This window comes from Paraburkholderia solitsugae (assembly GCF_013177695.1).
GTDB classification, from domain to species: domain Bacteria; phylum Pseudomonadota; class Gammaproteobacteria; order Burkholderiales; family Burkholderiaceae; genus Paraburkholderia; species Paraburkholderia solitsugae.
The window spans coordinates 16,357-39,335 of the sequence record NZ_WOEY01000093.1 but is presented as its reverse complement, the minus strand read 5'-3'; the positions used below and the strand labels follow the sequence as shown (position 1 = coordinate 39,335).

The following is a 22,979-nucleotide window of genomic DNA, read 5'->3' as shown; positions in this document are numbered from 1 at the left end:
AACTGCACCGGGTTGACCAGCGCAATCGCGCGGGAACCGTTGGCGAGCGGTCCCATTTCAGCGCTGCCGATCACCACGCCGTCGGCGGCAAAACCAGCAGGCACCGGTGCCTGCGCGAATGCGCGCGTGAGCCAGCCCTCGCGCAGATATTGATCCGAACGCGACGCGGTGTCCCAGATCTCGATCGAGCGGAAATGCGACAGGTTGGGTTGCGCGTAGCTGACGCCCTGCACAATCGCCAGTTGCTGGCTTTGCCAAAGCGGCATCAGCGGCTGCAACGACGGATGCAGCGCGGTACGCTCGTCGAGCTGAATCGCTTGCTCGCGTTTGATACCGATGTTTTTGCGCAGCTGATAGTAAGTGGGATCGGCAAACGGAATCACGGTGTTCAAACCGTCGTTACCGCCCTTCAGTTCGACGAGAATCAGCAGGTTGCCGTAGCCGCGACTCATTGGCCCGCTCTGGGGTGCCGCTTGCGCGCCGAAGGCGCGTGGCAACCAGAGCGTCGCGCCGGCAGCTGCGCCCATCGAGAGAAAGCTGCGTCGTTTCATCCTGCACCTCGTTCGATTGTCATGGCGCGCGGCTTGCCGGCGTCGACGGACCATTTATTTGCGCTGCTGATCTGGGTTAAACGGTTGAGCGGCTCAATTCCGCCGCTTGTCCCCGTTGCTCACTTCAATTGATAAGCGGGGTCCATCAGCAACGCCTCCAGATAAGCGCTGGCGGTCGAATCGGTTTCGATCGCGTCGACCGGCGTGAGCGGCAGGACCGCGTGCTGCAACTGAAGCTCCGCCGAGAGCCCCGGTTTCGCCGTCGGCGCGGTGTTGTAATGCGCAAGCCACGTGTCGATGTCAAAGCGTACGCCACCTTGGCCGGTCTGGCCGACACGCGCCATCGCGCGCTGCATCGGCGGCATCGCCTGCATATTGGCTTGTGCACCGCTCGCCGCGACCTTTGCACTCATCGGATTGTTGATGCGCCGCGGACCGGCGGTTTCAGTCGCGCGAAATAGTTGCTCGACGAATTGCTTACGCGCAAGCAGTGTCGAACTATTGATCCAGATCGTGCCGCCCGGCCATCCTTTGACGTTCGGCGGATAGAACAGGTTCTCGCCGAGCGTGCGGATCTGCGCGGCGAACGGTGCCGTGTTGTCGTAGCCGATGTCGAACGTGCGCAGTGTCCCGACCACGAATTCAGCCGGCGATTTCACAAGGACGCCGCGATCGTTGTCGTCCCAGAACGCATCGCTCAGGAAGAGGCCGCGCAGCGCGACCTTGATATCGTAGTGACTCGCGCGGAACTGCGCGGCGATCGGAGCGATGCGAGCAGGGTCCGGTGTGTCGGAGACGAACTCGCGCCATAGCTTGGTCGTGACGAAGGTCGCGGTTTCCGGTCGCGTCAGCAGGATGTCGAGTACCTGATCGCCGTCGAACGGACCGGTTTGACCGAGCACGGTCTTGTCACCGTCGTCGTGCTGGTTGGCACGCCACACGTACGCTTGCGTGTCGGGATCAAGGCTCCACCCCGTGTAGGCGCGCGCCGCTTCCGATACGTCGCGCTGCGTGTAGTGCCCTTCGCCAAGCGTGAACAGCTCCATCACTTCACGCGCGAAGTTTTCATTGGGCTTGCCCTTGCGATTGCTCGCGCCATCGAGGTATTGCAGCATCGCCGGATCTTTCGCGACGCCGTGCAGCATCTCGCCGAAGTTGCCGAGCGCGTCGCGCCGCAACAGCATGTTCTGCTGCGCCATCTGCTGCGGATACTGGACCTTGTCCTGGCCTGACGTGAAGTGGTTGTGCCAGAAGAGCGTCATGCGCTCGGTCAGCGGCGACGGCGTGCTCAACATCTCGCGCACCCACCACGCACGTAATAATTCGTAACGTTGGCCGCGCAGTCGCTGCTCATCGCGGCGTTGATCGTCCGTCCACGTCTTGCGGATGTCGCGTGTCGGGATCGGTTCGAGCACCCACTCCGGCAGCGGCGTGACGGCTTCGGTTCGGGCGGTCGCCAGTACCTTGTCGACCGCCTGCTCGCGCGTGAGTCCAACGTATTGCGTGACCTCGCTGCTATCGGGCGCAAAGCCGACGCGCGTCAGGAAGAAGCGCGCGTCATCGGCGTCAAGGATGTCCTGCTCGGTTGGGGAAACGGCCGACGCGGCAGCCGGCGTGCGATGCCTGTTGTGGAGAGGCGCATTGGAGGCGCCTTGCTGCTCGGCCGATGCCGGCGCACACCACGTCACTGCCGCGAGCGCAGTGGCGGTGACTGCAAGCCATCGCCCACGATTACCGCCTGTCAGCAATTTCATCATCGATCATCCGGTTGCGGGGCGTCACGAAACGGCATTCGCGCATGCAAAACACGCTGTGCTCTGGCGACTCAACGGCAAACGGAGCAGCAGAGTTGACGGGGGAAGTGCAACGAAATTTTTCACGCGCGGAGAAGGCGCGACCGGCGTGCCCAGAGCGGGCACGGAAATAGCTAGCGTTTGTAGAGTTCGCGGACAGCGTCTTCGATGTGCTGCCGTAACAGACGCCGTTCGTCGGGCGTCATATGACCATCACGGCGACGTTGATCAAGGTCGGGGGGAACTGCGGTGCGCAACATGACGTCTGACGCAGGGCGGTCGTTGTTGACGTTGGGGTTGCGGCGATTCGCTTTGGAATTAGGCGGTCTGGGCACGCGTTCACTTACAGCTCTGTCGGCCGAAGGCTGGGCGTGGGCGAGCGTTGGTCCTAGTGTGCCTGCAAGCGTCCCGGCTATCGCCAGTGCAATTACGCTTAGGCGCACATTCGGCCAAACCCCTCCCTTCATGTTGTTCCCTTCGTGGCGCGGCAACCGGCTACCTCAAATGCGTATACAAACCCCGGTAGCGAGCCGGGTGCGAGAGTTTTAGTCGAGTGAAGTATCCACCGAACAGCCGCATTCAGTAAAGGAGTCTACCTGCCCGTGCTTTACGTCGTGCCACAGTGCGGGTAAATTTTGTAACTGACTGTAACCCGATAAATGATGCAACCGCGCGCTACTTTCTAATCGCGCTAAGATGCCGACCATGGAAACTAAAAACCCTTCGAAAATCCTCGTCGTCGACGACGATCCGCGCCTGCGCGATCTGCTGCGCCGCTACCTCGGTGAACAGGGCTTCAATGTCTACGTTGCCGAGAACGCGCCGTCCATGAACAAGCTATGGGTGCGTGAGCGCTTCGACTTGCTGGTGCTCGATCTGATGCTGCCCGGCGAGGACGGCCTGTCGATCTGCCGCCGCTTGCGCGGCAGCAACGACCGCACGCCGATCATCATGCTGACGGCCAAGGGTGAAGACGTCGATCGTATCGTCGGCCTCGAAATGGGCGCAGACGACTATCTGCCCAAGCCGTTCAACCCGCGCGAACTGGTCGCGCGGATCCACGCGGTGCTGCGCCGCCAGTCGCCGTCGGAGTTGCCGGGCGCGCCGTCCGAAACCACGGAAGTGTTCGAGTTCGGCGAGTTCGCGCTGAATCTCGCCACCCGCACGCTCACCAAGGCCGGCCAGGAAATTCCGCTGACCACGGGTGAGTTCTCGGTGCTGAAGGTGTTTGCGCGTCACCCGCGTCAGCCGCTGTCGCGTGAAAAGCTGATGGAGCTTGCCCGCGGCCGTGAATATGAAGTCTTCGACCGCAGCCTCGACGTGCAGATTTCGCGTCTGCGCAAGCTGATCGAACCTGATCCGGGCAGCCCGCGTTTCATTCAAACCGTCTGGGGTCTTGGCTACGTGTTCATTCCTGACGGTGCAGCCTGAGTTTGTTCTCACTCCCTGTGTCGACCAGAGTTCGCGCTTCAGCGCGATTACTCTGGTCCCATGCAAAGCTGTCGACCAGAGTTGGCGCTTTAGCGCCTTACCTCTGGGCCCATGCAAAGCAGTCGGCCAGAGTTGGCGCTTTAGCTGTCGACCAGAGTTCGCGCTTCAGCGCGATTACTCTGGTCCCGTGCAAAGCGCTTACCCTGGTCCCATGCAAGATCGTTCCAGATAAGAAGGGCCCATGCGGATCGACCGGCGCCTCCTGACGCTCGCGTTCGGCGGCCTTTTCTGGCGGACCTTTCTGTTGATCGCGTTGTTGATCGCAGTCAGTCTCGCCGCGTGGTTCCAGAGCTTTCGGGTGATCGAACGCGAGCCGCGCGCACAGCGCGTGGCTTTGCAGCTGGTCGCTATCGTCAAGCTCACGCGCACCGCACTCCTCTATTCCGATCCCGACTTGCGGCGCGCACTGCTGCAGGATCTGGAGAGCAATGAAGGGGTGCGCGTGTACCCGCGTGAAACCACCGACAAGTACAAACTGCAGCCCGACGAGTCGCTGAACCGGCTGATCGAACACGACATTCGCGGCCGCCTCGGCGACGACACGGTCATTGCCCAGAGCGTCAACGACATCCCTGGCGTCTGGATCAGCTTCAAGATCGACGACGACGATTACTGGGTGGCGCTCGACCGCGATCAACTGGACAACGCGACGGGCTTGCAGTGGGCCGGCTGGGGCGTGTTCGCACTCGCGCTATCGTTGTTCGGCGCCGCGTTCATCACGAGTCTCGTGAACCGTCCGTTCGCCCGGCTCGCCATGGCCGCGCGCAAGGTCGGCTCCGGCCAGTCGCCGGAGCCCTTACCCGAGCGCGGCATGGGCGTGGCCGCCGAGACCAATCGCAGTTTCAACCAGATGGTGCAGGACCTCGAACAACTCGAGGCCGACCGCGCGCTCATGCTCGCGGGCATCTCGCACGATCTGCGCACGCCGCTCGCGCGGCTGCGGCTCGAAACCGAAATGAGCCCGTCCGACCAGGCGACCAAGGATGCGATGGTCGACGACATCGAGCAGATGGACATGATCATTGGCCGGTTCCTCGATTACGCTCGTCCGGTGCAGCGCGTGCCGGAGCCTGTCGACCTGTCGGTGATCGCCGGCGAGCTTGCCGCGCGGATGCAAAGCGAAGACAGCATGCGGCTGATCACGCGCCTCGCGCCATCGGCGGTGATCGAGGCGGATGAGACCGACATGCGGCGCGTGGTCGGCAATCTGCTGGAGAATGCGCGCAAGTACGGTTTGAGCGACGGCGATGGCATACCGCATGTGATTCTGGAAACGCGGGTGTCACACTCGCGGGTCGAGTTGTCGGTGGTCGATGAAGGGCCCGGCATTCCTGAAGACCAACTGGCCCTTGTCACACGCCCGTTCTATCGTGTGAATTCAGCGCGCACCCAGGCGAACGGCACAGGCCTTGGCATGGCCATTGTGCAGCGACTGGTAGGCCGTTATCGCGGCGCGCTGCGCCTGCGCAATCGCACGCCAGGCCCGGGGCTCGAGGTGACGATCGAGTTTCCGCTGGCAAAAGGTGCCTGATCGGAAGGGGCATTACTCTGCCCGTACGACCGTCGGACGCGTTGAATAATAGCGATCCATAGTGTTAGATGAAAACTATTGAGCGGATAGTTCAATAGAGCTACAGTCAAAAACGTGTAACGTGCTCGTTATGACGGGCTGGTAGCCTCAAGCTCAACAGGCTGTTTTTCCATCACACGAAGGAGCATTCGCATGAAAACCGTCGGCGATAAACTCGAAGCGTTCACCGTGACTGCAGCCAAGCCCGGTTTCAACCATCATGAAGAAAACGGCGTGTCGGCGTTCGAAGAGATCACCGAACAGTCTTTTCCTGGCAAGTGGAAGGTTATCTATTTCTACCCGAAGGATTTCACGTTTGTGTGCCCGACTGAAATCGTCGAATTCGGCAGGCTGGCCAAGGATTTCGAAGAGCGCGACGCGGTGCTGCTTGGCGGCAGTGTGGACAACGAATTCGTCAAACTGGCGTGGCGCCGCGAGCACAAGGACCTGAACAAGTTGAACCACTATTCGTTCGGAGACGTGAAGGGCGAATTGATCGACCAACTCGGCGTGCGCGACAAGGAAGCCGGCGTGGCGCTACGCGCAACGTTCATCGTCGATCCGGACAATACGATTCAACACGTTTCGGTGAATAACCTGAACGTCGGCCGTAACCCGGAAGAAGTGCTACGTCTTCTCGACGCTCTGCAAACGGACGAAGAGTGTCCTTGCAACCGCGCGGTCGGCGGCGCAACGCTGTAAGCAGTGTATTGCTGCTGAAGGTGAATAGGTTTTTTTCGCGCGCAGCGGGATTAAGGGGTTTTTCGCTGCGCGCTCGTGGTCTTCTTTGTGAATTTTGTTTGTATGCCTACGGCGTTGGGTTTTTCTTGATCTGTTTGCCCGCGCGGCGCTTGTTTGTCTGTGCTTTTATGGCGGCGGCCTCTCCTTGATCTGACTTTTTGGCCTCTCCTTGATTTGGCATTGGTCTATTAGCGTTGCCCCTGTGCGGGGCGGCACTTACTTTCTTTGCCGCCGCAAAGAAAGATAAGCAAAGAAAGCGGCTCACACCGCTAATTCTTAAGCGGCCCCCCGCACAGTCGCGGTAGTGGCGCATCTGGAATCCGTGCCCTCGCACACTCCACGCCAGTGACAAAGGATTCATCAGCCCCCACTCCGCACTGCGTGCGTCGCGGACGGGTTTGCATGGGAAACCGTGGGGCTTCGATTACGTGTGGTGGGAGCCATCGGCTTCGCCTCGGCGAGGCACCCAAGCATTTGGAAGGCGAGTTCCGCAAGCGGCCGCGGTGCCGATTAAAATGCCGGACCGAAACCGAAGCAATCGGTTGTTGAATAACGCGTCGGCGCGCGCAGCGCCGCCGGAAGTATGAATGCCTTGTCACTGACGCCGAATGTGCGAGAACACAGATTCCAGATGCACCACTACCCCCTCCAAGCCAGGGGACCCGCTTAAGAATTAGCGGTTTGAGCCGCTTTCTTTTGCCTGCCCCGCACAGGGGCAACGCTAATAGACCAATACCAAATCAAGGAAAGGCCAACGCCATAAAAGCACAGACAAACAAGCGCCGCGCAGGCAAACAGATCAATAAAAACCCAACGCCGTAGGCATACAAACAAAAAGCGCCGTAACGGCAAAAAACCCAAACCTTAATTCTTGATCAGCAAAACCGCAGCCTGCGCTTCAATCCCTTCCCCTCGCCCAAGATACCCCAACTTCTCATTAGTCTTGGCTTTAACATTAACCCGTTCAACCGGCAGGTTAAGATCCGCGGCGATATTAACCCGCATTCCTTCGATATGCGGCGCCAGCTTGGGCGCCTGAGCAACCACACTGCTATCCACATTAGCAATAGAAAACCCTGCCGCCGTCACACGAGCAAAACACTCCCGCAATAAAACCCGACTATCCGCGCCAGCGAACTTAGCATCCGTATCTGAAAAATGCCGCCCAATATCCCCCATCGCGGCCGCGCCAAAAATAGCATCGGTAATCGCATGCAACAACACATCCGCATCCGAATGCCCGAGCAGCCCGCGCTCGTAGGGAATCGTCACACCGCCGATAATCAACGGACGTCCCGGCACCAGCGCATGCACGTCATAACCCTGCCCAATTCTGAAATCCATATGCGTCAAGCCCTCAAGCCCATTCATTAAAATTCGATTATCCAGTCAGGAAGCCGAAGACGGCCGGCACAGAATCGCCTCGGCCAGATCAAAGTCTTCCGGATAAGTGACCTTGAAGTTACGCAAACTCCCCTGCACCAGCTTGGGCGCGTGCCCCAGCCACTCGATCGCGCTCGCTTCGTCGGTCAGATCGTGACCGTCCGCCTGCGCGCGCAGAATCGCCTCGCGCAACATGCCGATGCGGAACATCTGCGGCGTCTGCGCTTGCCACAGGCCATCGCGCGCCTCGGTGCGGGCGATCCGGCCGTCGGATGAACCCGGATTGATCCGCTTCAAGGTATCCGCCACCGGCAAGGCCATGATGCCGCCCACCGCGTCGTCCTTCAGCGCGCCAATCAGCGTGCGAATCAAGCCAGGTGTAATGCCAGGCCGCGCCGCGTCGTGCACCAGCACCCAGTCGTCGTCATGCGCGCCGAACTCGGCCAGTGCGTGCAAGCCGTTCAGCACCGACGCCTGGCGCGATGCCCCGCCCGAGCGGCGCACGGCGAAACGCAAGCCGCTGAAGCGGCGGGCGTCGAAGTGCTGGTCGTCCGGGGCAATCACGACAAGGGTTTGCGCAAACTCGCTGCAGGCGTCGAAAGCCGCCAGCGAGTAATGCAGCATGTCGCGGCCGGCGACAGTGCGATATTGTTTGGGCATCGCGGCGCCGGAACGGCTGCCGGTGCCAGCGCACGGAATCAGGGCAAATAGACGGGAAGTCACGAGTGCGGATGCCGCGAGGTCAAAGTAAAGGACGGATTTTATAATACGTCCTTCGCATCTACGCCCTGACACGCGTAAACTTGCCGATCACGTGTGAGCCTGAGGCCGCCTTTTCCCTTCTATGCCAGACATCGCCGCAACATCGCAGTACTCCCCGCCCGTCGCGCTCGTCAAGGCCGGCCAGCGTTTTGCCTTCGACGGCACGCACGGCTCGTCCGACGCGCTGCTGATCGCCCGCTACCATCTCGCCTATCGCGAGAAGGTGCCGCTATTGGCGGTGGTCTGCGAAAGCGCCGTCGACGCGCAGCGGCTGTCGCAGGAAATCGGCTTTTTCGCGCCTGAGGCACGCGTGCGTTTGCTGCCCGACTGGGAAACGCTGCCTTACGACACCTTTTCACCCCACCAGGACCTGGTCTCCGAGCGCCTCGCTACGCTGCACGATCTCGGCGAAGGCCGCTGCGACATCCTGCTGGTGCCCGCCACCACCGCCCTGTACCGGATGCCGCCTGCCTCGTTCATGGCAGGCTACACGTTCGCCTTCTCGCAAGGCGAGCGCCTCGACGACGCCAGGCTCAAAGCGCAATTGACGCTTGCCGGCTACGAGCACGTGAGCCAGGTGGTGCGGCCCGGCGAATACTGTGTGCGCGGTTCGCTGCTCGATCTGTATCCGATGGGCTCGCCCCTGCCGTACCGGATCGACCTGTTCGACGACCAGGTCGACTCGATCCGCGCATTCGATCCGGACACCCAGCGCAGCCTCTATCCGGTGAAGGACGTGCGTCTCTTGCCCGGCCGCGAATTCCCCTTCGACGAAGCCGCCCGCACCGCCTTCCGCAGCCGCTGGCGCGAAACCTTCGAGGGCGATCCGAGCCGTGCGTCGATTTATAAGGATATCGGCAACAGCGTGCCCTCCGCGGGCATCGAATACTATCTGCCGCTCTTTTTCGACGAGACGGCGACGCTCTTCCACTATCTGCCCGAAGGCGCGCAACTGGCATTCGTCGGCGATCTGGACGCGGCGATCAAGCGCTTCACCAACGACACCAAACAGCGCTACAACTTCCTGTCGCACGATCGCGACCGGCCGATTCTGGAGCCGCAGCGTCTGTTCCTGTCGGATGAGGATTTCTTCACGTTCGCCAAGCCGTTCGCGCGGCTCGTCTTGCCCGCCAACGCGGGCGGCGGCTGGTCGACCCCGCTGCCGAATCTTGCGATCGACCGTCACGCTGAGGACCCGGTCGCGGCGTTACGCGCCTATCTCGACACCACGCCGAACCGCGTGCTCTTTGCCACTGAATCGGCCGGCCGGCGTGAAACGCTTTTGCAGTTGCTCGCCGACAATCATCTGAAGCCGGCATCGAGCGACACATTCCAAAGCTGGCTCACGAGCGACACGCGTTTCTCGCTTGGCGTCGCACCTTTGGCGAATGGTTTTGCGGTGCCCGTCGACGGCATCGCGATCATCACCGAGACGGAGCTTTACGGCCCGCTTGCGCGCCGCGCGGGACGGCGCCGCCAGGAACAGGCCAGCAACGTCGATTCGATGGTGCGCGATCTGTCCGAGCTGAAGATCGGGGATCCGGTTGTGCATTCGCAGCACGGCATCGGCCGCTATATGGGCCTCGTCACGATGGATCTCGGCGAAGGCGAAACCGAGTTCCTGCACCTCGAATACGCGAGCGACAGCAAGCTCTACGTGCCGGTCGCGCAGTTACATGTGATTTCGCGCTACAGCGGCGCGGATCCGGAAAGTGCGCCCTTGCATTCGCTCGGTTCGGGTCAATGGGAAAAGGCCAAACGCAAAGCCGCGCAGCAGATCCGCGACACGGCGGCAGAGCTGCTGAACCTGTACGCCCGTCGTGCCCTGCGCGAAGGCCATGCATTCGCGCTTGAACCGAAAGACTATGTGAAGTTCGCCGAGAGCTTCGGCTTCGAAGAAACACCGGACCAGGCCGCGGCGATTGCTGCCGTAATCGGCGACATGACGAGCGGCAAACCGATGGATCGCCTCGTGTGCGGCGACGTCGGCTTTGGCAAGACCGAAGTTGCACTCCGTGCAGCATTCATCGCGGTGATGGGTGGCAAGCAGGTCGCGCTGCTCTCGCCCACCACGCTGCTCGCCGAACAGCACATGCAAACCTTTACCGACCGTTTCTCCGATTGGCCGGTGCGCATCGCCGAATTGTCGCGCTTCAAGTCGACCAAGGAAGTCAACGCGGCGATCCAGCAGATCAACGAAGGCACGGTCGATATCGTGATCGGCACACACAAGCTGCTGTCGTCGGATGTGCAGTTCAAGCGGCTGGGGCTCGTGATCATCGACGAGGAGCACCGTTTCGGCGTGCGTCAGAAAGAGGCGTTGAAAGCGTTGCGCGCTGAAGTCGATGTGCTCACGCTCACTGCAACGCCGATCCCGCGTACGCTCGGCATGGCGCTCGAGGGCCTGCGCGACTTCTCGGTGATCGCCACCGCGCCGCAAAAGCGCCTCGCGATCAAAACCTTCGTGCGTCGCGAAGAAGACAGCGTGATTCGCGAAGCGATGCTGCGCGAGTTGAAACGTGGCGGCCAGGTGTACTTCCTGCATAACGAAGTCGAGACGATCGAAAATCGCCGGCAGATGCTCGAAACGCTCGTACCCGAAGCACGTATCGCGGTTGCGCATGGACAGATGCATGAGCGCGAACTCGAACGCGTGATGCGCGACTTCGTTGCCCAACGCGCGAACGTGCTGCTGTGCACGACGATTATCGAAACCGGCATCGACGTGCCGAGCGCCAACACGATCCTGATTCACCGCTCCGACAAGTTCGGTCTCGCGCAGTTGCACCAGTTGCGTGGCCGCGTGGGCCGTTCGCATCACCAGGCGTACTCGTATCTGCTGGTGCATGACCCGCAAGGACTGACCAAGCAGGCGCAGCGCCGTCTCGAAGCGATCCAGCAGATGGAGGAACTCGGTTCGGGCTTCTATCTCGCGATGCACGATCTCGAGATTCGCGGCACGGGTGAAGTGCTCGGCGACAAGCAATCGGGCGAGATTCAGGAGATCGGTTTCCAGCTCTATACCGACATGCTGAACGACGCCGTGAAAGCGCTCAAGGAGGGCAAGGAGCCGGACCTGACCGCACCGCTCGCCGCGACCACCGAGATCAATCTGCACGCACCCGCGATTCTGCCAGCGAACTATTGCGGCGACGTGCAGGAACGTCTGTCGCTCTACAAGCGCCTCGCTAATTGCGAACACAACGATTCGATCGACGGCATTCAGGAAGAGCTGATCGACCGCTTCGGCAAGTTACCGCCGCAAGCGCATGCGCTCGTCGAGACGCATCGTCTGCGGTTGGCGGCCAAGCCCTTGGGTATTTCGAAAATCGATGCGGGCGAAACCGTGATCGGCTTGCAGTTCATCCCCAATCCGCCGATCGACGCGATGCGGATCATCGAGATGGTGCAGAAACACAAGCACATCAAGCTGGCGGGCCAGGACAAGCTACGCATCGAAACGCGCAGCCCGGATCTGGCCGTGCGTGTGGCGACGGTGAAAGAAACCTTGCGCGCACTCGGGACGCCCAGCCGCGGCACGGCGGCCACGGCTGCTGCGCGCTAACGTGTCGCACCGTTGCGTGCTAACGCGCCGGTATCGTGTCAGCACCGGCACAGATACCGGCCCCAACGCCGGCACCCCTAAAAGAACGGGATACGTCTAGCCGTTTCCCGTTCATGCTGCGGTGCGCAAACGCGTGCCGCAGCATACGGCTGAGGTTTTTTTGGGTATGATCGAAAGACTCAAATGCTGGAGTCTCGTCATGTCTCACGTCGCTGAAACAGCGCAGCCCTCCCAAACGCCCGCCTCTGAATCGCATTCTTCCTCGCCTGCAACGCTCCCCGCCTCGCTTCCCTGGGTGACCCGTCTCGTGTCGATGGACACGGTGAGCCGCAATCCCAATCTCGGTCTGATCGAAACCGTGCGCGACGAACTGCGCGCGGCCGGCATTGAAGCCACGCTCACCCACGACGAAAGCGGCAAATGGGCGAACCTGTTCGCAACGATTCCCGCCCACGACGGTGAGACCAACGGCGGCGTGGTGCTGTCGGGCCATACCGACGTCGTGCCCGTAGACGGCCAGCAATGGGACAGCGATCCGTTCAAGCCGGAAATTCGCGGCGATAAGCTGTATGGCCGCGGCACCTGCGACATGAAAGGCTTCATCGGCGCGGCGCTTGCACTCTTGCCTGAGATGCAGCGCACCAGGCTCGCCAAGCCGATTCACTTCGCCTTGTCGTTCGACGAAGAAGTGGGTTGCGTCGGCGCACCGCTCCTGATTGCCGATCTGATGAAGCGCGGCGTGAAGCCGGACGGCTGCATTGTCGGCGAGCCGACCAGCATGCGCCCGATCGTGGCACACAAAGGCATTAACGCGTATCAGTGCTGCGTGCGCGGCCAGGCGGCGCATTCGTCGCTGACGCCGAAGGGTTTGAACGCCATCGAATACGCCGCGCGCCTGATCTGCTACATCCGCGATATGGCCGATCAATTCCGCGAGCAAGGTCCGTTCGACGAACTGTATGACGTGCCCTTCAGCACGGCGCAAACCAGCACGATCATCGGCGGCAACGCGATCAATACCGTGCCGGCCGAATGCAAGTTCCAGTTCGAATTCCGCAATCTGCCCACGCTCGACCCCGAACCGATCTTCGCGCGCATCGATCAATATGCACGCGAAACGCTGCTGCCGAAAATGTTGCGCGAGCATCCATCTGCCGCCATCGAGATCACGAAGATCGCCGCCGCGCCGGGGCTCGATTCGTCTGAACAGGCCGCGATCACGCAACTCGTGCGTGCGCTGACTGCGGACCAGGACAAGCGCAAGGTCGCGTACGGCACCGAGGCGGGGCTGTTCTCGCTGGCGGGTATTCCGAGCATTGTGTGCGGCCCCGGCGACATCCAGCAGGCGCACAAAGCCAACGAATTTGTCGCCCTGGATCAACTCGTGGCGTGCGAGCGCTTCCTGCAAAAATTCATCCACAGCATGTCGGTGGACGCGTACGAAGAAGCGCACTGAAACCGACGAGCGTAAAAAGAGTCTTAGGTATATCGAGGAAAACACACCCACGCCATGTCAACCGCCACGCCGCAGCACACCGACCATACGATCAACGGCGAGCCGATCCCCACACTCGACGACATCGCCACGCAGCACTTTGCGTTGACGCCGTGGGTGGCGCGAACGCCGGTATTCGACCGGCTCGACTTTCCGTCGCTGGAAGGCACGGTAGTGAACTTCAAGTTCGAGTTGCTGCAAGCGGGCGGCAGCTTCAAGGCGCGCGGCGCGTTCACCAACCTGCTTGCGCTCGACGAAGCGCAACGCAGCGCGGGCGTCACTTGTGTGTCGGGCGGCAATCATGCGGTGGCGGTTGCGTACGCGGCGATGCGTCTTGGCATCAGCGCGAAGGTCGTGCTGTTTCGTGCGGCCAATCCGGCACGCGTCGCCTTGTGCCGGCAGTATCACGCCGACATCGTGTTCGCGGAAAACATTGCCGAAGCATTCGAACTGGTGCGCCGTATCGAGGCGGAGGAAGGCCGTTATTTCGTGCATCCGTTCAACGGTTATCGCACCGTGCTGGGATCGGCAACGCTCGGCTACGAATGGGCCACGCAAACGCCTGACCTCGAAGCGGTGATCGTGCCGATCGGCGGCGGCGGTCTCGCTGCCGGTGTGGCCACCGCCATGCGGCTCGCGAATCCGCGGGTGCACGTGTACGGCGTCGAACCGGAAGGATCCGATGCGATGGGCAAAAGCTTCGCGGCCAATCACACGGTCAAGATGGGCCACATGCACACCATTGCCGATTCATTGGCGTCGCCGCATACTGAGGAATACAGCTACGAGTTGTGCCGCCGTCATATCGACCAGCTCGTCACCGTCTCCGACGACCAGTTGCGCGCGGCCATGCTGACCTTGTTCGGACAACTTAAGCTAGCCGTCGAACCGGCCTGCGCCGCGGCGACGGCAGCGTTGCTCGGGCCGCTGCGCGAAACGCTGCAAGGCAAGCGCGTAGGCGTGCTGCTGTGCGGCACCAATACCGACCCGGTCAGTTTTGCCGCGCATATCGAACGGGCGCGCCATAGCCAGTCGCAGTCTCCGGGATAAAGCCAAGCCGCTCTTTCCGTGCCAAAAGACTAGCCTATCCTTCTCAGATTGGTATCATTCGATTATGGACTTCTGGGAGGAACGTATATGAGCATGGTCAAGGAATTCAAGGAATTTGCCCTCAAAGGCAACGTAATGGATCTCGCCGTCGGGGTGATTATCGGCGGCGCATTTTCCACGATCGTCAATTCAATTGTTAAAGACCTGATCATGCCGGTTGTCGGCGTTGCCACCGGCGGCCTCGACTTCTCCAACAAGTTCATTCGCCTCGGCGATATTCCCGCCAGCTTCAAAGGCAGTCCCGAGTCGTACAAAGACTTGCAGACGGCAGGCGTGGCGGTGTTCGGTTATGGCTCATTTATCACTGTGGCCATCAACTTCGTGATCCTCGCGTTCATCATTTTCCTGATGGTCAAGTTCATCAATAATCTGCGCAAGCCGGCTGATGCGGCGCCGGCAGAGCCGCCGCCGACACCTGAAGACGTCGTGCTGCTGCGTGAAATCCGCGATTCGCTGAAAAACCCGTCACCGCGTTAAATCACCTTAAGCCGCCTTAAACCACATAAGGCATTTGAACCGGCACATAAGCCGGCGCAAACAAAAACGGCCTGTTGCGAGGAAATCGCCACAGGCCGTTTTCATGCCACGTACAAATGACGCCGACCCAGTCGACGCCGCGAACACACTACGCGTCCTTTTCCGCCTTCCGATTCAGCGCGCTTTCAATCATCGTCTCGAGCTGTCCAAAATTGACCGGCTTGGTCAGATGCGAAGTAAAGCCGGCGCTCAGGCAACGGCGTACATCTTCGTCAGTCCCGAATCCGGTCAACGCCACTGCCGGCGCATCCGAATGCTCGCGGAACGCTTTGACGAAATCGAGACCCGTGCCGTCGGGCAAGCCCACATCGCTGATCACCAGATCGAACATCTGCAACTGGGTGGCGGCCAAGGCATCGTCCACGCGGCCCACCGTGGTCACATCGTGACCCAGGCTGCGAATCAGCTGCGCCATCACCTCGGCGGTATCCACGTGGTCCTCGATCAGCAGAATGGTCAGCAGGCCGTTAGGACGCACGTCATCGGGCGCGGCGACGGGCGTTGATTCCAGAGGCGCCGCGGCGGTCGGCAACGTGATCGTGAAGGTCGCGCCACAGTGCGCGCCCGGGCTTTGCGCGATCACCGTCCCGCCGTGCACATCGGTCAGTGCCTTGGTGATCGCGAGACCCAGACCCAAGCCGCCGAATTGCCGCGTCATGTTCTGGTTGCCTTGCTCGAACGCGTTGAACAGTTTGCCGATCTGCTCGGGCTCGATGCCGATGCCCGTATCCTCGACCGATATCTGCACGTGCATGCGTTCATCGTGCGTGCGCACGTAGATATGGCCGCCGTCGGGCGTGAACTTGGCGGCGTTGCGGATCAGGTTCCACAACATCTGTTGCAGCCGCGCGCGGTCGGCGAGCACGTAATGGTGTTGCGCGTTCTTGCCGACGTGCACGTCCTGCTGCTTGACCTGGATCTCGCTGCGAAAGAGGTCGAGCACACTGTCCATCACCTCATGCACGTCGACGGTTTCGAGCGACAGACGCAGCTTGCCGTTCGCGACGCGCGTGAGATCGAGCAGATCGTCGATCAGCCGCGCTTCAAGTTCGACGTTGCGACGGATCATGCGCACGCTCGCGCGCGCCTGATCGGGCAGATCCGGGATCATCTCCAGCACGCTGGCGCCCGCCAGTACGGGCGTGAGCGGTGTGCGCAATTCGTGCGACAGCATGGCGAGGAAGCGATCTTTCGCACGATTGGCTTCTTCGGCGATCTGACGGGCGGCCTGCTCCGAGGCGAGCAGCCGCTCGCGCTCCTCGATCGCCTCGCGCTGGGGATGAATGTCCGTGCAACTACCGAACCATTTGCTGACGTTGCCTTCGGCGTCGCGCATGGCGACCGCGCGGATGTCGAACCATCGATAGGCGGCATCGTGGCGGCGAATCCGCAGTTCGTGCCGGTAATCGCCGGCGCCACCCGTCACCGCCTTGAGCCAGGTACGGCGAATCTCTTCACGATCGTCGGGATGCACCGCTTCGAGCCACGCGAGACCGTACGAACTGCTTTCCGCCAACCCAGTGTAGTCAAACCACTGCTTCGAAAGGAAATCACAATCGCCCGCGGCGTCGCAAGTCAACACGAGGTGCGGCAACGCCTCCGACAGCGTCCGGTAATGCTGCTCGCGGTCACGCAGCAGCAAGGCTTCGTCCGACGCCTTCTGCAAACGCACCTGCGAGCGTACCCGTTCGACGGCTTCGGGCAGGTAATCCAGGTAGTCGCCCGATTTCGGCACCACATCGGACACACCCGCACGCAACGCCTCGATCACACGGGATTCGTCAGTGAAGCCGGTCACGAGGATGGCAGGAATCCGCACGCCTTCCGCGCGCAAGCGGCGAAAGAAATCGAGGCCGGTCTCCGGCCCGCTGAGTTGGTAGTCGAGCACCAGCAGGTCTGGCGCACCCGCGGCGAGCCGCTCGCGAGCCGCCTCGACACCTGCGCAGATTGCCACCCGGCAGCCGGCGCGTTCGAGCGACTTGCGTGCGAGCCGCAGGATGCCTTCGTCGTCATCAACGACCAGCACATACGCGGCGGGCGGCATGGACACTTCTTCGGTCATGCGGGGTCTTCTTTGGCTAGGTCTGGTGCCGCTATCTTGTCACGGGCCGCTTTCGGAGCGCCTTCATATGAACCTTCCGTCACGGCGCGGCCAACCGGTGGCCCGGCGGCAGCTTCACCACCTGCAGGAAGAAGCCGAGACGGCGCACGGCTTCGATGAACGCGTCGTATTCGACCGGCTTGGTGATATAGACGTTGCAGCCGAGTTCGTAACAGCGCGCGATTTCACGCGGATCGTCGGTCGTGGTCAGCACGATCACAGGCACCGCGGCTGTCTGCGGCGAATCCTTCAGACGCCGCAACACCTCGAAGCCATCCACACGCGGCATTTTCAGATCGAGCAGCACGACGAAATTCGTCAGATCTTCGCGAGGCGGGAAAGGGCTGGCAGCGGCGTCCGCGGGCGCCGGGCCGAAGAAGTAATCGAGTGCCTGCTGGCCGTCGCGAAAGCGCACGAATCCGTTCGAAATGCCGGCACGGCGCAGATTGCGCTCGACCAGCGTGGCGTGGCCGTCGTCATCTTCGATCAGCACGATATTGACCGATTCCCCTTGACTCATATGCCCCCCGTGCTGACGATCCGTTTTTCCATAGTACTTTTAACTGTTCCCACTGTTTCCCCTGGTACCTGCCCCAACTCAATGGCGCGCAGGCTGATCCGGCAACACGACGAAAAAGGTCGACCCCGCACCTTCCGCCGACTCGACCCAAACGCGCCCGCCATGCCGTTCCACCATACGCCGCACCACCGCGAGGCCGATGCCGTCGCCGGTCGCAACGTCGCCGTGCAGACGCTGAAACGCCCGGAACACCTTCGACATATACGCCGCCGGAATCCCGAGGCCGTTGTCGCGCACATAATAGGTGCGTGTGCGCAACGCGCGCGGCTCCGTCTCGTCGACCGGTTCCGGCTCCAGCACACCGACCTCGATGCGCCCATTGCGCGCCGGGTCGAGATAATTGAGCGCATTACCGATCAGGTTGCTGAAAATCTGCTCGATCGCGCCCGGGTCGCCCCATGCGGGCGGTAACTCGCGCACGGTGACCACGGCCGCATGCTGCCTGATCGCGCCCTGCAGCGCGTCAATCACGCGGGCCACCACCTGTCCGACACTCACCCGCTGCCACTGGTATTCGAGCCGGCCGGCACGCGAAATCCGCAATAGCGCGTCGATGATGGCCGCCGCCCGCGTCACCGCGGTACGTAGATATTGCAGCGACTCGCGCACGTCGCCGTCAAGGATATGCACCATACGCCGATGCTCGGCCTCCGGCAGTTTCGCCGCCTCGACGAGGCTGTCCAGTTCATCACACGACACCTGCAATTCTTTCGAAAAGCCTTGCAGGTTCACCAGCGGCGAGCGCAGATCGTGCGACACGCTGTAGATAAACATTTCGTTGTCTTGCGTCTCCTGGCGCAACTCCTCGTTGACGGCCGCCAGTTCCCGCGCGCGCGCTTCGAGCCGCGCTTTCAGCATGGCTTGCTCGCCTTCGGCCTCGCTCAGGCGCGCGCCCGTCTGATGCAGTACCGTGTCGAGCGCGGCGATTTCGTCGCTGCCGGACAGCGGCGCTGCGAGCTGCCGACCACTGCCCAGACGCTCCGCGTTGCCCGTCAACACCTCCAAGCGCCGGCCAATGCTGCGCGCAAACACCACGGCGGTGGCCGCCCAGATCAGCATCGAGCCCAACACGGCGGCGATCAGCGCATATTGCTGGCGTTCGCGGCGCCGTGCCAGGGCCGCGCCGCGCTCGGCGTCGAGCCGGGAGGCCTCGTTACCGAACTCAGCGAGCTCACTGCGAAACAGGGCGATCTGCTGGGGGAGCGCGCCCGCGTCCAGCGCGGCAAACGCGTTCAGGTTGCGGCCTGCGTGCAGCGCCCGCGAGATCGCGGCAGCCTGCCCACGATAGGCTTCAATCGCCTGTTGCATCTTGTGCACGCGCTCGACCTGTTGCGGCGTATCGGCCACCAGCGATTCGAGATTCGACAGCCGGTCGCCGAGATCGACCCACACCGTATGGCGGTCGATAAACGTCGGATCGCCGACGACCATACCCGTGCGGACCCGCGCGGCCTGACGCAGCAGCGGATCAACAATGGCCGACGACTGATAAAGGATCTGTTTGCTGTTGCTGACCCACTGCGCGGCCTGCGCTGTTTGCTCCTGGGTATCGAAGACGACGCCCAGAAGCGCCAGCTCGACCACGCTCGGCACTGCAATCAGCAGCAGACCCTTGGTGAATAGTTTCATGTTCGCCCGAAGGGTCGTTCAAGCCGCGGCAGCGCACCTGGACCGCGCGCCTCGCCATGCGGGGCGGGCCGTTGCGAGGCCGGACTGGCGCGCACGCCGCAGTGTAGCCGGACGGGCCATTATCGACGTGAATGTGAGATATTTCAACGTAGCGGCAAGATGCGCTCGCCCACATAAAAATGACTTTTTTATTGAAACGGGATGTTTTTTCAGTGGCGCGTGCGTCTATGATGGAGACAGATGTGCTGGGAAGGGAAAGCGCGCGGCGAGGCGGTTCGGCATGATTCGTGCGGGACGCGGTGGGACGGCGTAGACGCCGAATCATCGTGAATCCGGCCTTGTCGTATGCTATAAAAGATCGACGTGCGGCGCGCGAAGCCGGGAGTTGTCGCATGAGGACGCTGCGTTTCTTGCAATTCTTTTTCAGGCGAATTTTTATGTCCTTCCCGAAAAAGCGTAGACGCGCGAAGGTGGACGGCGATGAGTCGTTCCTCGCGGTACTACGGCATTTCAAGCCGTTCGGTCAGCTCGACACCAAAATTGCGCGCGCTCGCGCGCAAGACGAGCCGGTGCTCTATGCGCATGTGCTGCCTGGGCTCGACGTTCTCCTGTGCAGTGTACGCGGCGCACAGCCGCCCTATCCCGCGCCCGCCGAATTGCGGCGGCGTTGCATGGAATCCATTACCAATGCGTTGGAGCAGCCGCTCGATGGACTCGAGAACGGCGGGTATTGGTATGAAGCCGACGGGTTTGGGTTCCTGGTCTTTGCCAGCCGGGCTAGAGGCAAGATCCTGATGGAGTTCGGCGCCACCCGCATTGGCGGCGCCCGCCGCGGGGTTCGCAGGCAGGATGCGGCGGGGGATGCCGCGCCGCGCTCGTTGAGGTAGTTCTTTTCTTTCCTTTTCTTTATCGGCGCCGATGTTTTCAGGCACGCGGCGCCGATTCTCCGCTTTTTCCTTTTCTCTTTCGCCTGTGCGGCACCTGTCACCCGGCCGCAGGCAAAGCAAAGAGCATCAACTCCCTTTATATTCGGCCGCCGTCGCCGGCGACATGACCGCGGGCTTCTTTGCAGCCGCAGCCGGCGAGTCAGCGCCGGCGGCAGACTTGCTCACCGGCGCACCGTTCAGGGAAATGGCCGGTTTAGCCTGCTGCTTCACGCCCGGCGGCGGCGCGCTTGGCGCCTGACGAACCTGCGTCAGCAACTGCCCGCACGGCAGCGGTTGGTTATTGCTAGGCGCAAGCAGCGGAATCAGCGCCGCAAACGGATTGATCAAGCCGAGCCCGATCATGGCGCCACCTCGAAGCGCCAGCGCGGTGGCATCCACCCCCACGTGCGGATCCTTGAACGTCCCCTTCACATACAGCGGCGAGCGCAGCGAAAACACCCGGAAGCCCTTGGTATGCGGATGCACGCCAAGATCCATCGATTCGTCGCGCAGATTCACCTTGCCGTCGATATTGATCACCGCGTCGTCCGTGTCGAGCGCGAAGACGCGCGGATCCAGCACACCGTTGGTCGCGACAAAATCCGCCGCCGCGCACTTGATCTTCACGTCGCGATTGCCAAACAGCTTTTCGTAGACCACGTTCGCCACGTTCAGCCCCGCGGCTTCCATCAGCAGGCGGCTCACCGTGCCATCAGTGATCAATGCCTTCACCTCGCCGTTCGACGTCGCCGCCAACGCCGCCGGCGAATTGCCGGTCGCGCTCAGCGCGGCGTCGCCGTTGATTTCACCGAGCGCGTTCTGCATCGTCTTGAAGTTCGGGAACAACTGCTTGAGCTTCAGATGCCGCGCCGACGTCGCGAAGCGGCCCTTTAGCGGTGTCGTGCTGCCGTCCAGATGAATATCCGACGACAGCGAGCCGCCCGCCACGCCGAACTTCAGCGGCTCAAACGACAGCACGCCGTCGGTCATCACAACGTGCGTGTACAGGTCCGTGATCGGCAAGTTAGTGTCCTTGACGATGCGGTTCCCCGTGAACTTCACGTCGGCGTCGATCGCATGCCAGCGGTCGGTGCGAAACTCTTCCACGGGCAACACCTTGTTGGCCGGCTGCGCCGTCGCGTCGCCACGCTTCGCCTTGCTGGCTTTCGAGTCCGCGCCGATGATCGGCGCCAGATCGGCGAATTGCAGCAGATGCGACACCAGCTCGCCCTGCAACAGCGGACGCGGCTCACGCGCCGTGTAGGTCAGCGAGCCATTCAGATCGCTGCCGCCCACCCGGCCCGTAAAATTTTCATACGTGAAGACGTTGCCGCCAGACTTGAACTGACCGACGAGGCGCCCATCGGTCGCATATGGTGGGGTGTCGGGCAAGGTCACGCCCGTCAGCGTATACAGTCGCCCTAGGCTGCTGCCTTGCAGCCAGAGGCGCAAATCGACCGCGGCAAGATGCGCCGGATCGGTCAGCGTGCCCACGAGGCCGACGCGCAGGTCGCCGGCCTTCACATCGGCCTGCACCGGGAATGGCCGGTTCGCGTCCTGCAATGCCAGCACACCGCCGAGCTTGCCGCTACCGGACACCGGCGTCTTGTTGTACGTACCCTTGACGGTCCAACCGATCGCGTAAGGCGGGATCGCCGGCCTCACACCGTTCGCCCCTGCCTCGCTTGTGCTCGACGCCGAGGACACCGCTGCGCCGCTTGCCCCCTCGCTTGTACCATTCGCTCCGCCGGCAACCGGCGCCCCCGACGCGCCATTCGCCACTGTCGCGCCCGAAGCGGTGATCTCCGTCGACGAAGCGCCGGAAGCCGCCGCCGCGGAGGCCGCCGCAGCTTCCGATGCGGCCTGCGCGTTAGCCTGTGCGGCGAGCTTGTTCGCGCCCGCCTTGCCGACCGCCTCCGCCGACGCGCTGCGCGACGCCGCCTCCTGCTGCCTCATCACCTCGCCGATCGGAATGGGCTGGCCGAGCGTATCGATGGCCACCTGCATCTCGACCGTCTTCTGCTGATCGGACAGCGCGATATTGCCCTTGGCAAACGCGATGTCGTGCAGATCGAGCGTCCATTCGGAAGGCCCGCTGGAAGACGCCAGTTTGAAGGTCCAGTTGTTGCGCCCATCGAGCAGTCGTTCGAGGTCGACCGACGGATTCACGAGATTGATCGCGGGAATCACAATGTCGTGCGCGAGCAGCGGCAGCACCTTGACCTCGAAGTCGATTTCATCGAGCGTCGCGAAGTGCGGTTGTTGGGTCCAGTCGGGATTGCCTACCGCGATATTGGCCGCCGAAAAGCGCGGCCAGGGCACCCAGCCGCGCCAGCCGGTCTCGCCGACCGGGTGCTGCCACCCCACTTTCAGATCGCCATTGATCGCGAACGGCCGGCCGATCGCCTGTGTGACCTTGTCATTGATATAGGGCCGGGCCCGGTTCCAGTCAAAGGTCAGAATAAAAATGCCCAGCGCGACAGTCAGAATGACGATGATCGCCACCAGCCATGCGATGATTTTTCCTGCTCGTCGTCCAATCGTGATCGACACTGCCATTGAGAAGCTCCGCCTTTGTTCTTCGTTTTGCATGAGGGACAGCACGTATCGTGCCTGGTAGTATTGTCTTATAGGGGTCGTTTTATCATGCCGCACAGTTCGGGCACAGGTTTCCCTTCCATGAAAACGTAAGGGAATGTCATGGCGGCCTCCGAATCCACGCAAAAATCCACCACGATCTCACTC

At 61.8% G+C, this 22,979-nt stretch carries 17 protein-coding genes; 8 read left to right on the top strand and 9 right to left on the bottom strand.

Features of this window, described 5'->3' with window-relative positions; translation table 11 throughout:
- From GNZ12_RS24440 to GNZ12_RS44545, 3 genes are all read right to left on the bottom strand, one after another.
- Nucleotides 1-551, bottom strand: a 551-nt coding sequence (locus tag GNZ12_RS24440) for a DUF1501 domain-containing protein (RefSeq protein ID WP_407947727.1), incomplete at its 3' end; no start/stop codon positions are given.
- Nucleotides 552-670: 119 nt separating this feature from the next.
- Entirely contained in the window at nucleotides 671-2,308 is a 1,638-nt protein-coding gene (locus GNZ12_RS24435) for a DUF1800 domain-containing protein (RefSeq protein ID WP_172314481.1), read from the bottom strand.
- A gap of 170 nt (nucleotides 2,309-2,478) precedes the next feature.
- A complete protein-coding gene (locus GNZ12_RS44545; protein ID WP_235993866.1) occupies nucleotides 2,479-2,811 on the bottom strand; it encodes a hypothetical protein in 333 nt (110 codons plus the stop codon).
- 229 nt (nucleotides 2,812-3,040) lie between these two features.
- Here GNZ12_RS44545 and ompR point away from each other — a divergent pair, with 229 nt between their 5' ends.
- From ompR to GNZ12_RS24420, 3 genes are all read left to right on the top strand, one after another.
- Nucleotides 3,041-3,775, top strand: coding sequence for an osmolarity response regulator transcription factor OmpR (gene ompR, locus GNZ12_RS24430; protein ID WP_006048917.1), 735 nt, complete (start codon nucleotides 3,041-3,043; stop codon nucleotides 3,773-3,775).
- A 241-nt stretch (nucleotides 3,776-4,016) separates the two neighbouring features.
- On the top strand, nucleotides 4,017-5,366 hold the full coding sequence (locus GNZ12_RS24425; RefSeq protein WP_054039512.1) for an ATP-binding protein: 1,350 nt from the start codon (nucleotides 4,017-4,019) through the stop codon (nucleotides 5,364-5,366).
- 192 nt (nucleotides 5,367-5,558) lie between these two features.
- The gene (locus tag GNZ12_RS24420; RefSeq protein WP_172314479.1) at nucleotides 5,559-6,107 is read left to right on the top strand and encodes a peroxiredoxin; all 549 of its coding nucleotides are present in this window, start codon (nucleotides 5,559-5,561) and stop codon (nucleotides 6,105-6,107) included.
- Between the two features lie 903 nt (nucleotides 6,108-7,010).
- Here GNZ12_RS24420 and ispF read toward each other — a convergent pair.
- Entirely contained in the window at nucleotides 7,011-7,490 is a 480-nt protein-coding gene (gene ispF, locus GNZ12_RS24415) for a 2-C-methyl-D-erythritol 2,4-cyclodiphosphate synthase (RefSeq protein WP_172314483.1), read from the bottom strand.
- A gap of 45 nt (nucleotides 7,491-7,535) precedes the next feature.
- Entirely contained in the window at nucleotides 7,536-8,252 is a 717-nt protein-coding gene (ispD, locus tag GNZ12_RS24410; protein WP_172314476.1) for a 2-C-methyl-D-erythritol 4-phosphate cytidylyltransferase, read from the bottom strand.
- A 121-nt stretch (nucleotides 8,253-8,373) separates the two neighbouring features.
- On the opposite strand from ispD, the gene mfd reads away from it, so the two are divergent.
- The 4 genes from mfd (at nucleotide 8,374) to mscL (ending at nucleotide 14,938) form a co-directional block, all read left to right on the top strand.
- Nucleotides 8,374-11,856 carry a transcription-repair coupling factor gene (mfd, locus tag GNZ12_RS24405; protein WP_172314474.1) on the top strand — a complete coding sequence of 1,161 codons (3,483 nt, stop codon included), beginning with the start codon at nucleotides 8,374-8,376 and terminating at the stop codon, nucleotides 11,854-11,856.
- Nucleotides 11,857-12,055: 199 nt separating this feature from the next.
- Entirely contained in the window at nucleotides 12,056-13,312 is a 1,257-nt protein-coding gene (gene argE, locus GNZ12_RS24400; protein ID WP_172314472.1) for an acetylornithine deacetylase, read from the top strand.
- 54 nt (nucleotides 13,313-13,366) lie between these two features.
- Nucleotides 13,367-14,401: a threonine/serine dehydratase gene (locus GNZ12_RS24395; protein WP_121110265.1), complete on the top strand. Its 1,035-nt coding sequence runs from the start codon at nucleotides 13,367-13,369 to the stop codon at nucleotides 14,399-14,401.
- An 87-nt stretch (nucleotides 14,402-14,488) separates the two neighbouring features.
- Nucleotides 14,489-14,938 (top strand): large conductance mechanosensitive channel protein MscL, encoded by a 450-nt coding sequence (gene mscL, locus GNZ12_RS24390; protein ID WP_172314470.1) that lies wholly within the window; start codon nucleotides 14,489-14,491, stop codon nucleotides 14,936-14,938.
- Between the two features lie 148 nt (nucleotides 14,939-15,086).
- On the opposite strand, the gene GNZ12_RS24385 is transcribed toward mscL, so the two are convergent.
- The 3 genes from GNZ12_RS24385 to GNZ12_RS24375 all read right to left on the bottom strand — a co-directional run bounded on the left by GNZ12_RS24385 (nucleotide 15,087) and on the right by GNZ12_RS24375 (nucleotide 19,308).
- Nucleotides 15,087-17,060, bottom strand: a complete 1,974-nt coding sequence (locus tag GNZ12_RS24385) for a hybrid sensor histidine kinase/response regulator (protein WP_172314468.1) — start codon at nucleotides 17,058-17,060, stop codon at nucleotides 15,087-15,089.
- 79 nt (nucleotides 17,061-17,139) lie between these two features.
- Complete coding sequence (locus GNZ12_RS24380) at nucleotides 17,140-17,619, bottom strand: response regulator (protein WP_172314466.1); 480 nt, start codon at nucleotides 17,617-17,619, stop codon at nucleotides 17,140-17,142.
- A 78-nt stretch (nucleotides 17,620-17,697) separates the two neighbouring features.
- On the bottom strand, nucleotides 17,698-19,308 hold the full coding sequence (locus tag GNZ12_RS24375; RefSeq protein WP_172314464.1) for a sensor histidine kinase: 1,611 nt from the start codon (nucleotides 19,306-19,308) through the stop codon (nucleotides 17,698-17,700).
- 392 nt (nucleotides 19,309-19,700) lie between these two features.
- Between GNZ12_RS24375 and GNZ12_RS24370 the strand changes: the two genes are divergently transcribed.
- Nucleotides 19,701-20,195 (top strand): hypothetical protein, encoded by a 495-nt coding sequence (locus GNZ12_RS24370; protein ID WP_172314462.1) that lies wholly within the window; start codon nucleotides 19,701-19,703, stop codon nucleotides 20,193-20,195.
- Nucleotides 20,196-20,321: 126 nt separating this feature from the next.
- Here GNZ12_RS24370 and GNZ12_RS24365 read toward each other — a convergent pair whose 3' ends face one another.
- Entirely contained in the window at nucleotides 20,322-22,793 is a 2,472-nt protein-coding gene (locus GNZ12_RS24365; protein ID WP_172314460.1) for an AsmA family protein, read from the bottom strand.
- Between the last annotated feature and the right edge of the window lie 186 nt (nucleotides 22,794-22,979).

What these genes read in the sequence shown, in the direction of transcription:
- GNZ12_RS24365 (WP_172314460.1), bottom strand. Translation starts at nt 22,793, where the DNA reads ATGGCAGTGTCGATCACGATTGGACGACGAGCAGGAAAAATCATCGCA.
- GNZ12_RS24375 (WP_172314464.1), bottom strand. Translation starts at nt 19,308, where the DNA reads ATGAAACTATTCACCAAGGGTCTGCTGCTGATTGCAGTGCCGAGCGTG.
- GNZ12_RS24395 (WP_121110265.1), top strand. Translation starts at nt 13,367, where the DNA reads ATGTCAACCGCCACGCCGCAGCACACCGACCATACGATCAACGGCGAG.
- mfd (WP_172314474.1), top strand. Translation starts at nt 8,374, where the DNA reads ATGCCAGACATCGCCGCAACATCGCAGTACTCCCCGCCCGTCGCGCTC.
- GNZ12_RS24425 (WP_054039512.1), top strand. Translation starts at nt 4,017, where the DNA reads ATGCGGATCGACCGGCGCCTCCTGACGCTCGCGTTCGGCGGCCTTTTC.
- argE (WP_172314472.1), top strand. Translation starts at nt 12,056, where the DNA reads ATGTCTCACGTCGCTGAAACAGCGCAGCCCTCCCAAACGCCCGCCTCT.
- GNZ12_RS24435 (WP_172314481.1), bottom strand. Translation starts at nt 2,308, where the DNA reads ATGATGAAATTGCTGACAGGCGGTAATCGTGGGCGATGGCTTGCAGTC.
- GNZ12_RS24370 (WP_172314462.1), top strand. Translation starts at nt 19,701, where the DNA reads ATGAGGACGCTGCGTTTCTTGCAATTCTTTTTCAGGCGAATTTTTATG.
- GNZ12_RS44545 (WP_235993866.1), bottom strand. Translation starts at nt 2,811, where the DNA reads ATGAAGGGAGGGGTTTGGCCGAATGTGCGCCTAAGCGTAATTGCACTG.
- mscL (WP_172314470.1), top strand. Translation starts at nt 14,489, where the DNA reads ATGAGCATGGTCAAGGAATTCAAGGAATTTGCCCTCAAAGGCAACGTA.
- GNZ12_RS24420 (WP_172314479.1), top strand. Translation starts at nt 5,559, where the DNA reads ATGAAAACCGTCGGCGATAAACTCGAAGCGTTCACCGTGACTGCAGCC.
- ispF (WP_172314483.1), bottom strand. Translation starts at nt 7,490, where the DNA reads ATGGATTTCAGAATTGGGCAGGGTTATGACGTGCATGCGCTGGTGCCG.
- GNZ12_RS24380 (WP_172314466.1), bottom strand. Translation starts at nt 17,619, where the DNA reads ATGAGTCAAGGGGAATCGGTCAATATCGTGCTGATCGAAGATGACGAC.
- GNZ12_RS24385 (WP_172314468.1), bottom strand. Translation starts at nt 17,060, where the DNA reads ATGACCGAAGAAGTGTCCATGCCGCCCGCCGCGTATGTGCTGGTCGTT.
- ompR (WP_006048917.1), top strand. Translation starts at nt 3,041, where the DNA reads ATGCCGACCATGGAAACTAAAAACCCTTCGAAAATCCTCGTCGTCGAC.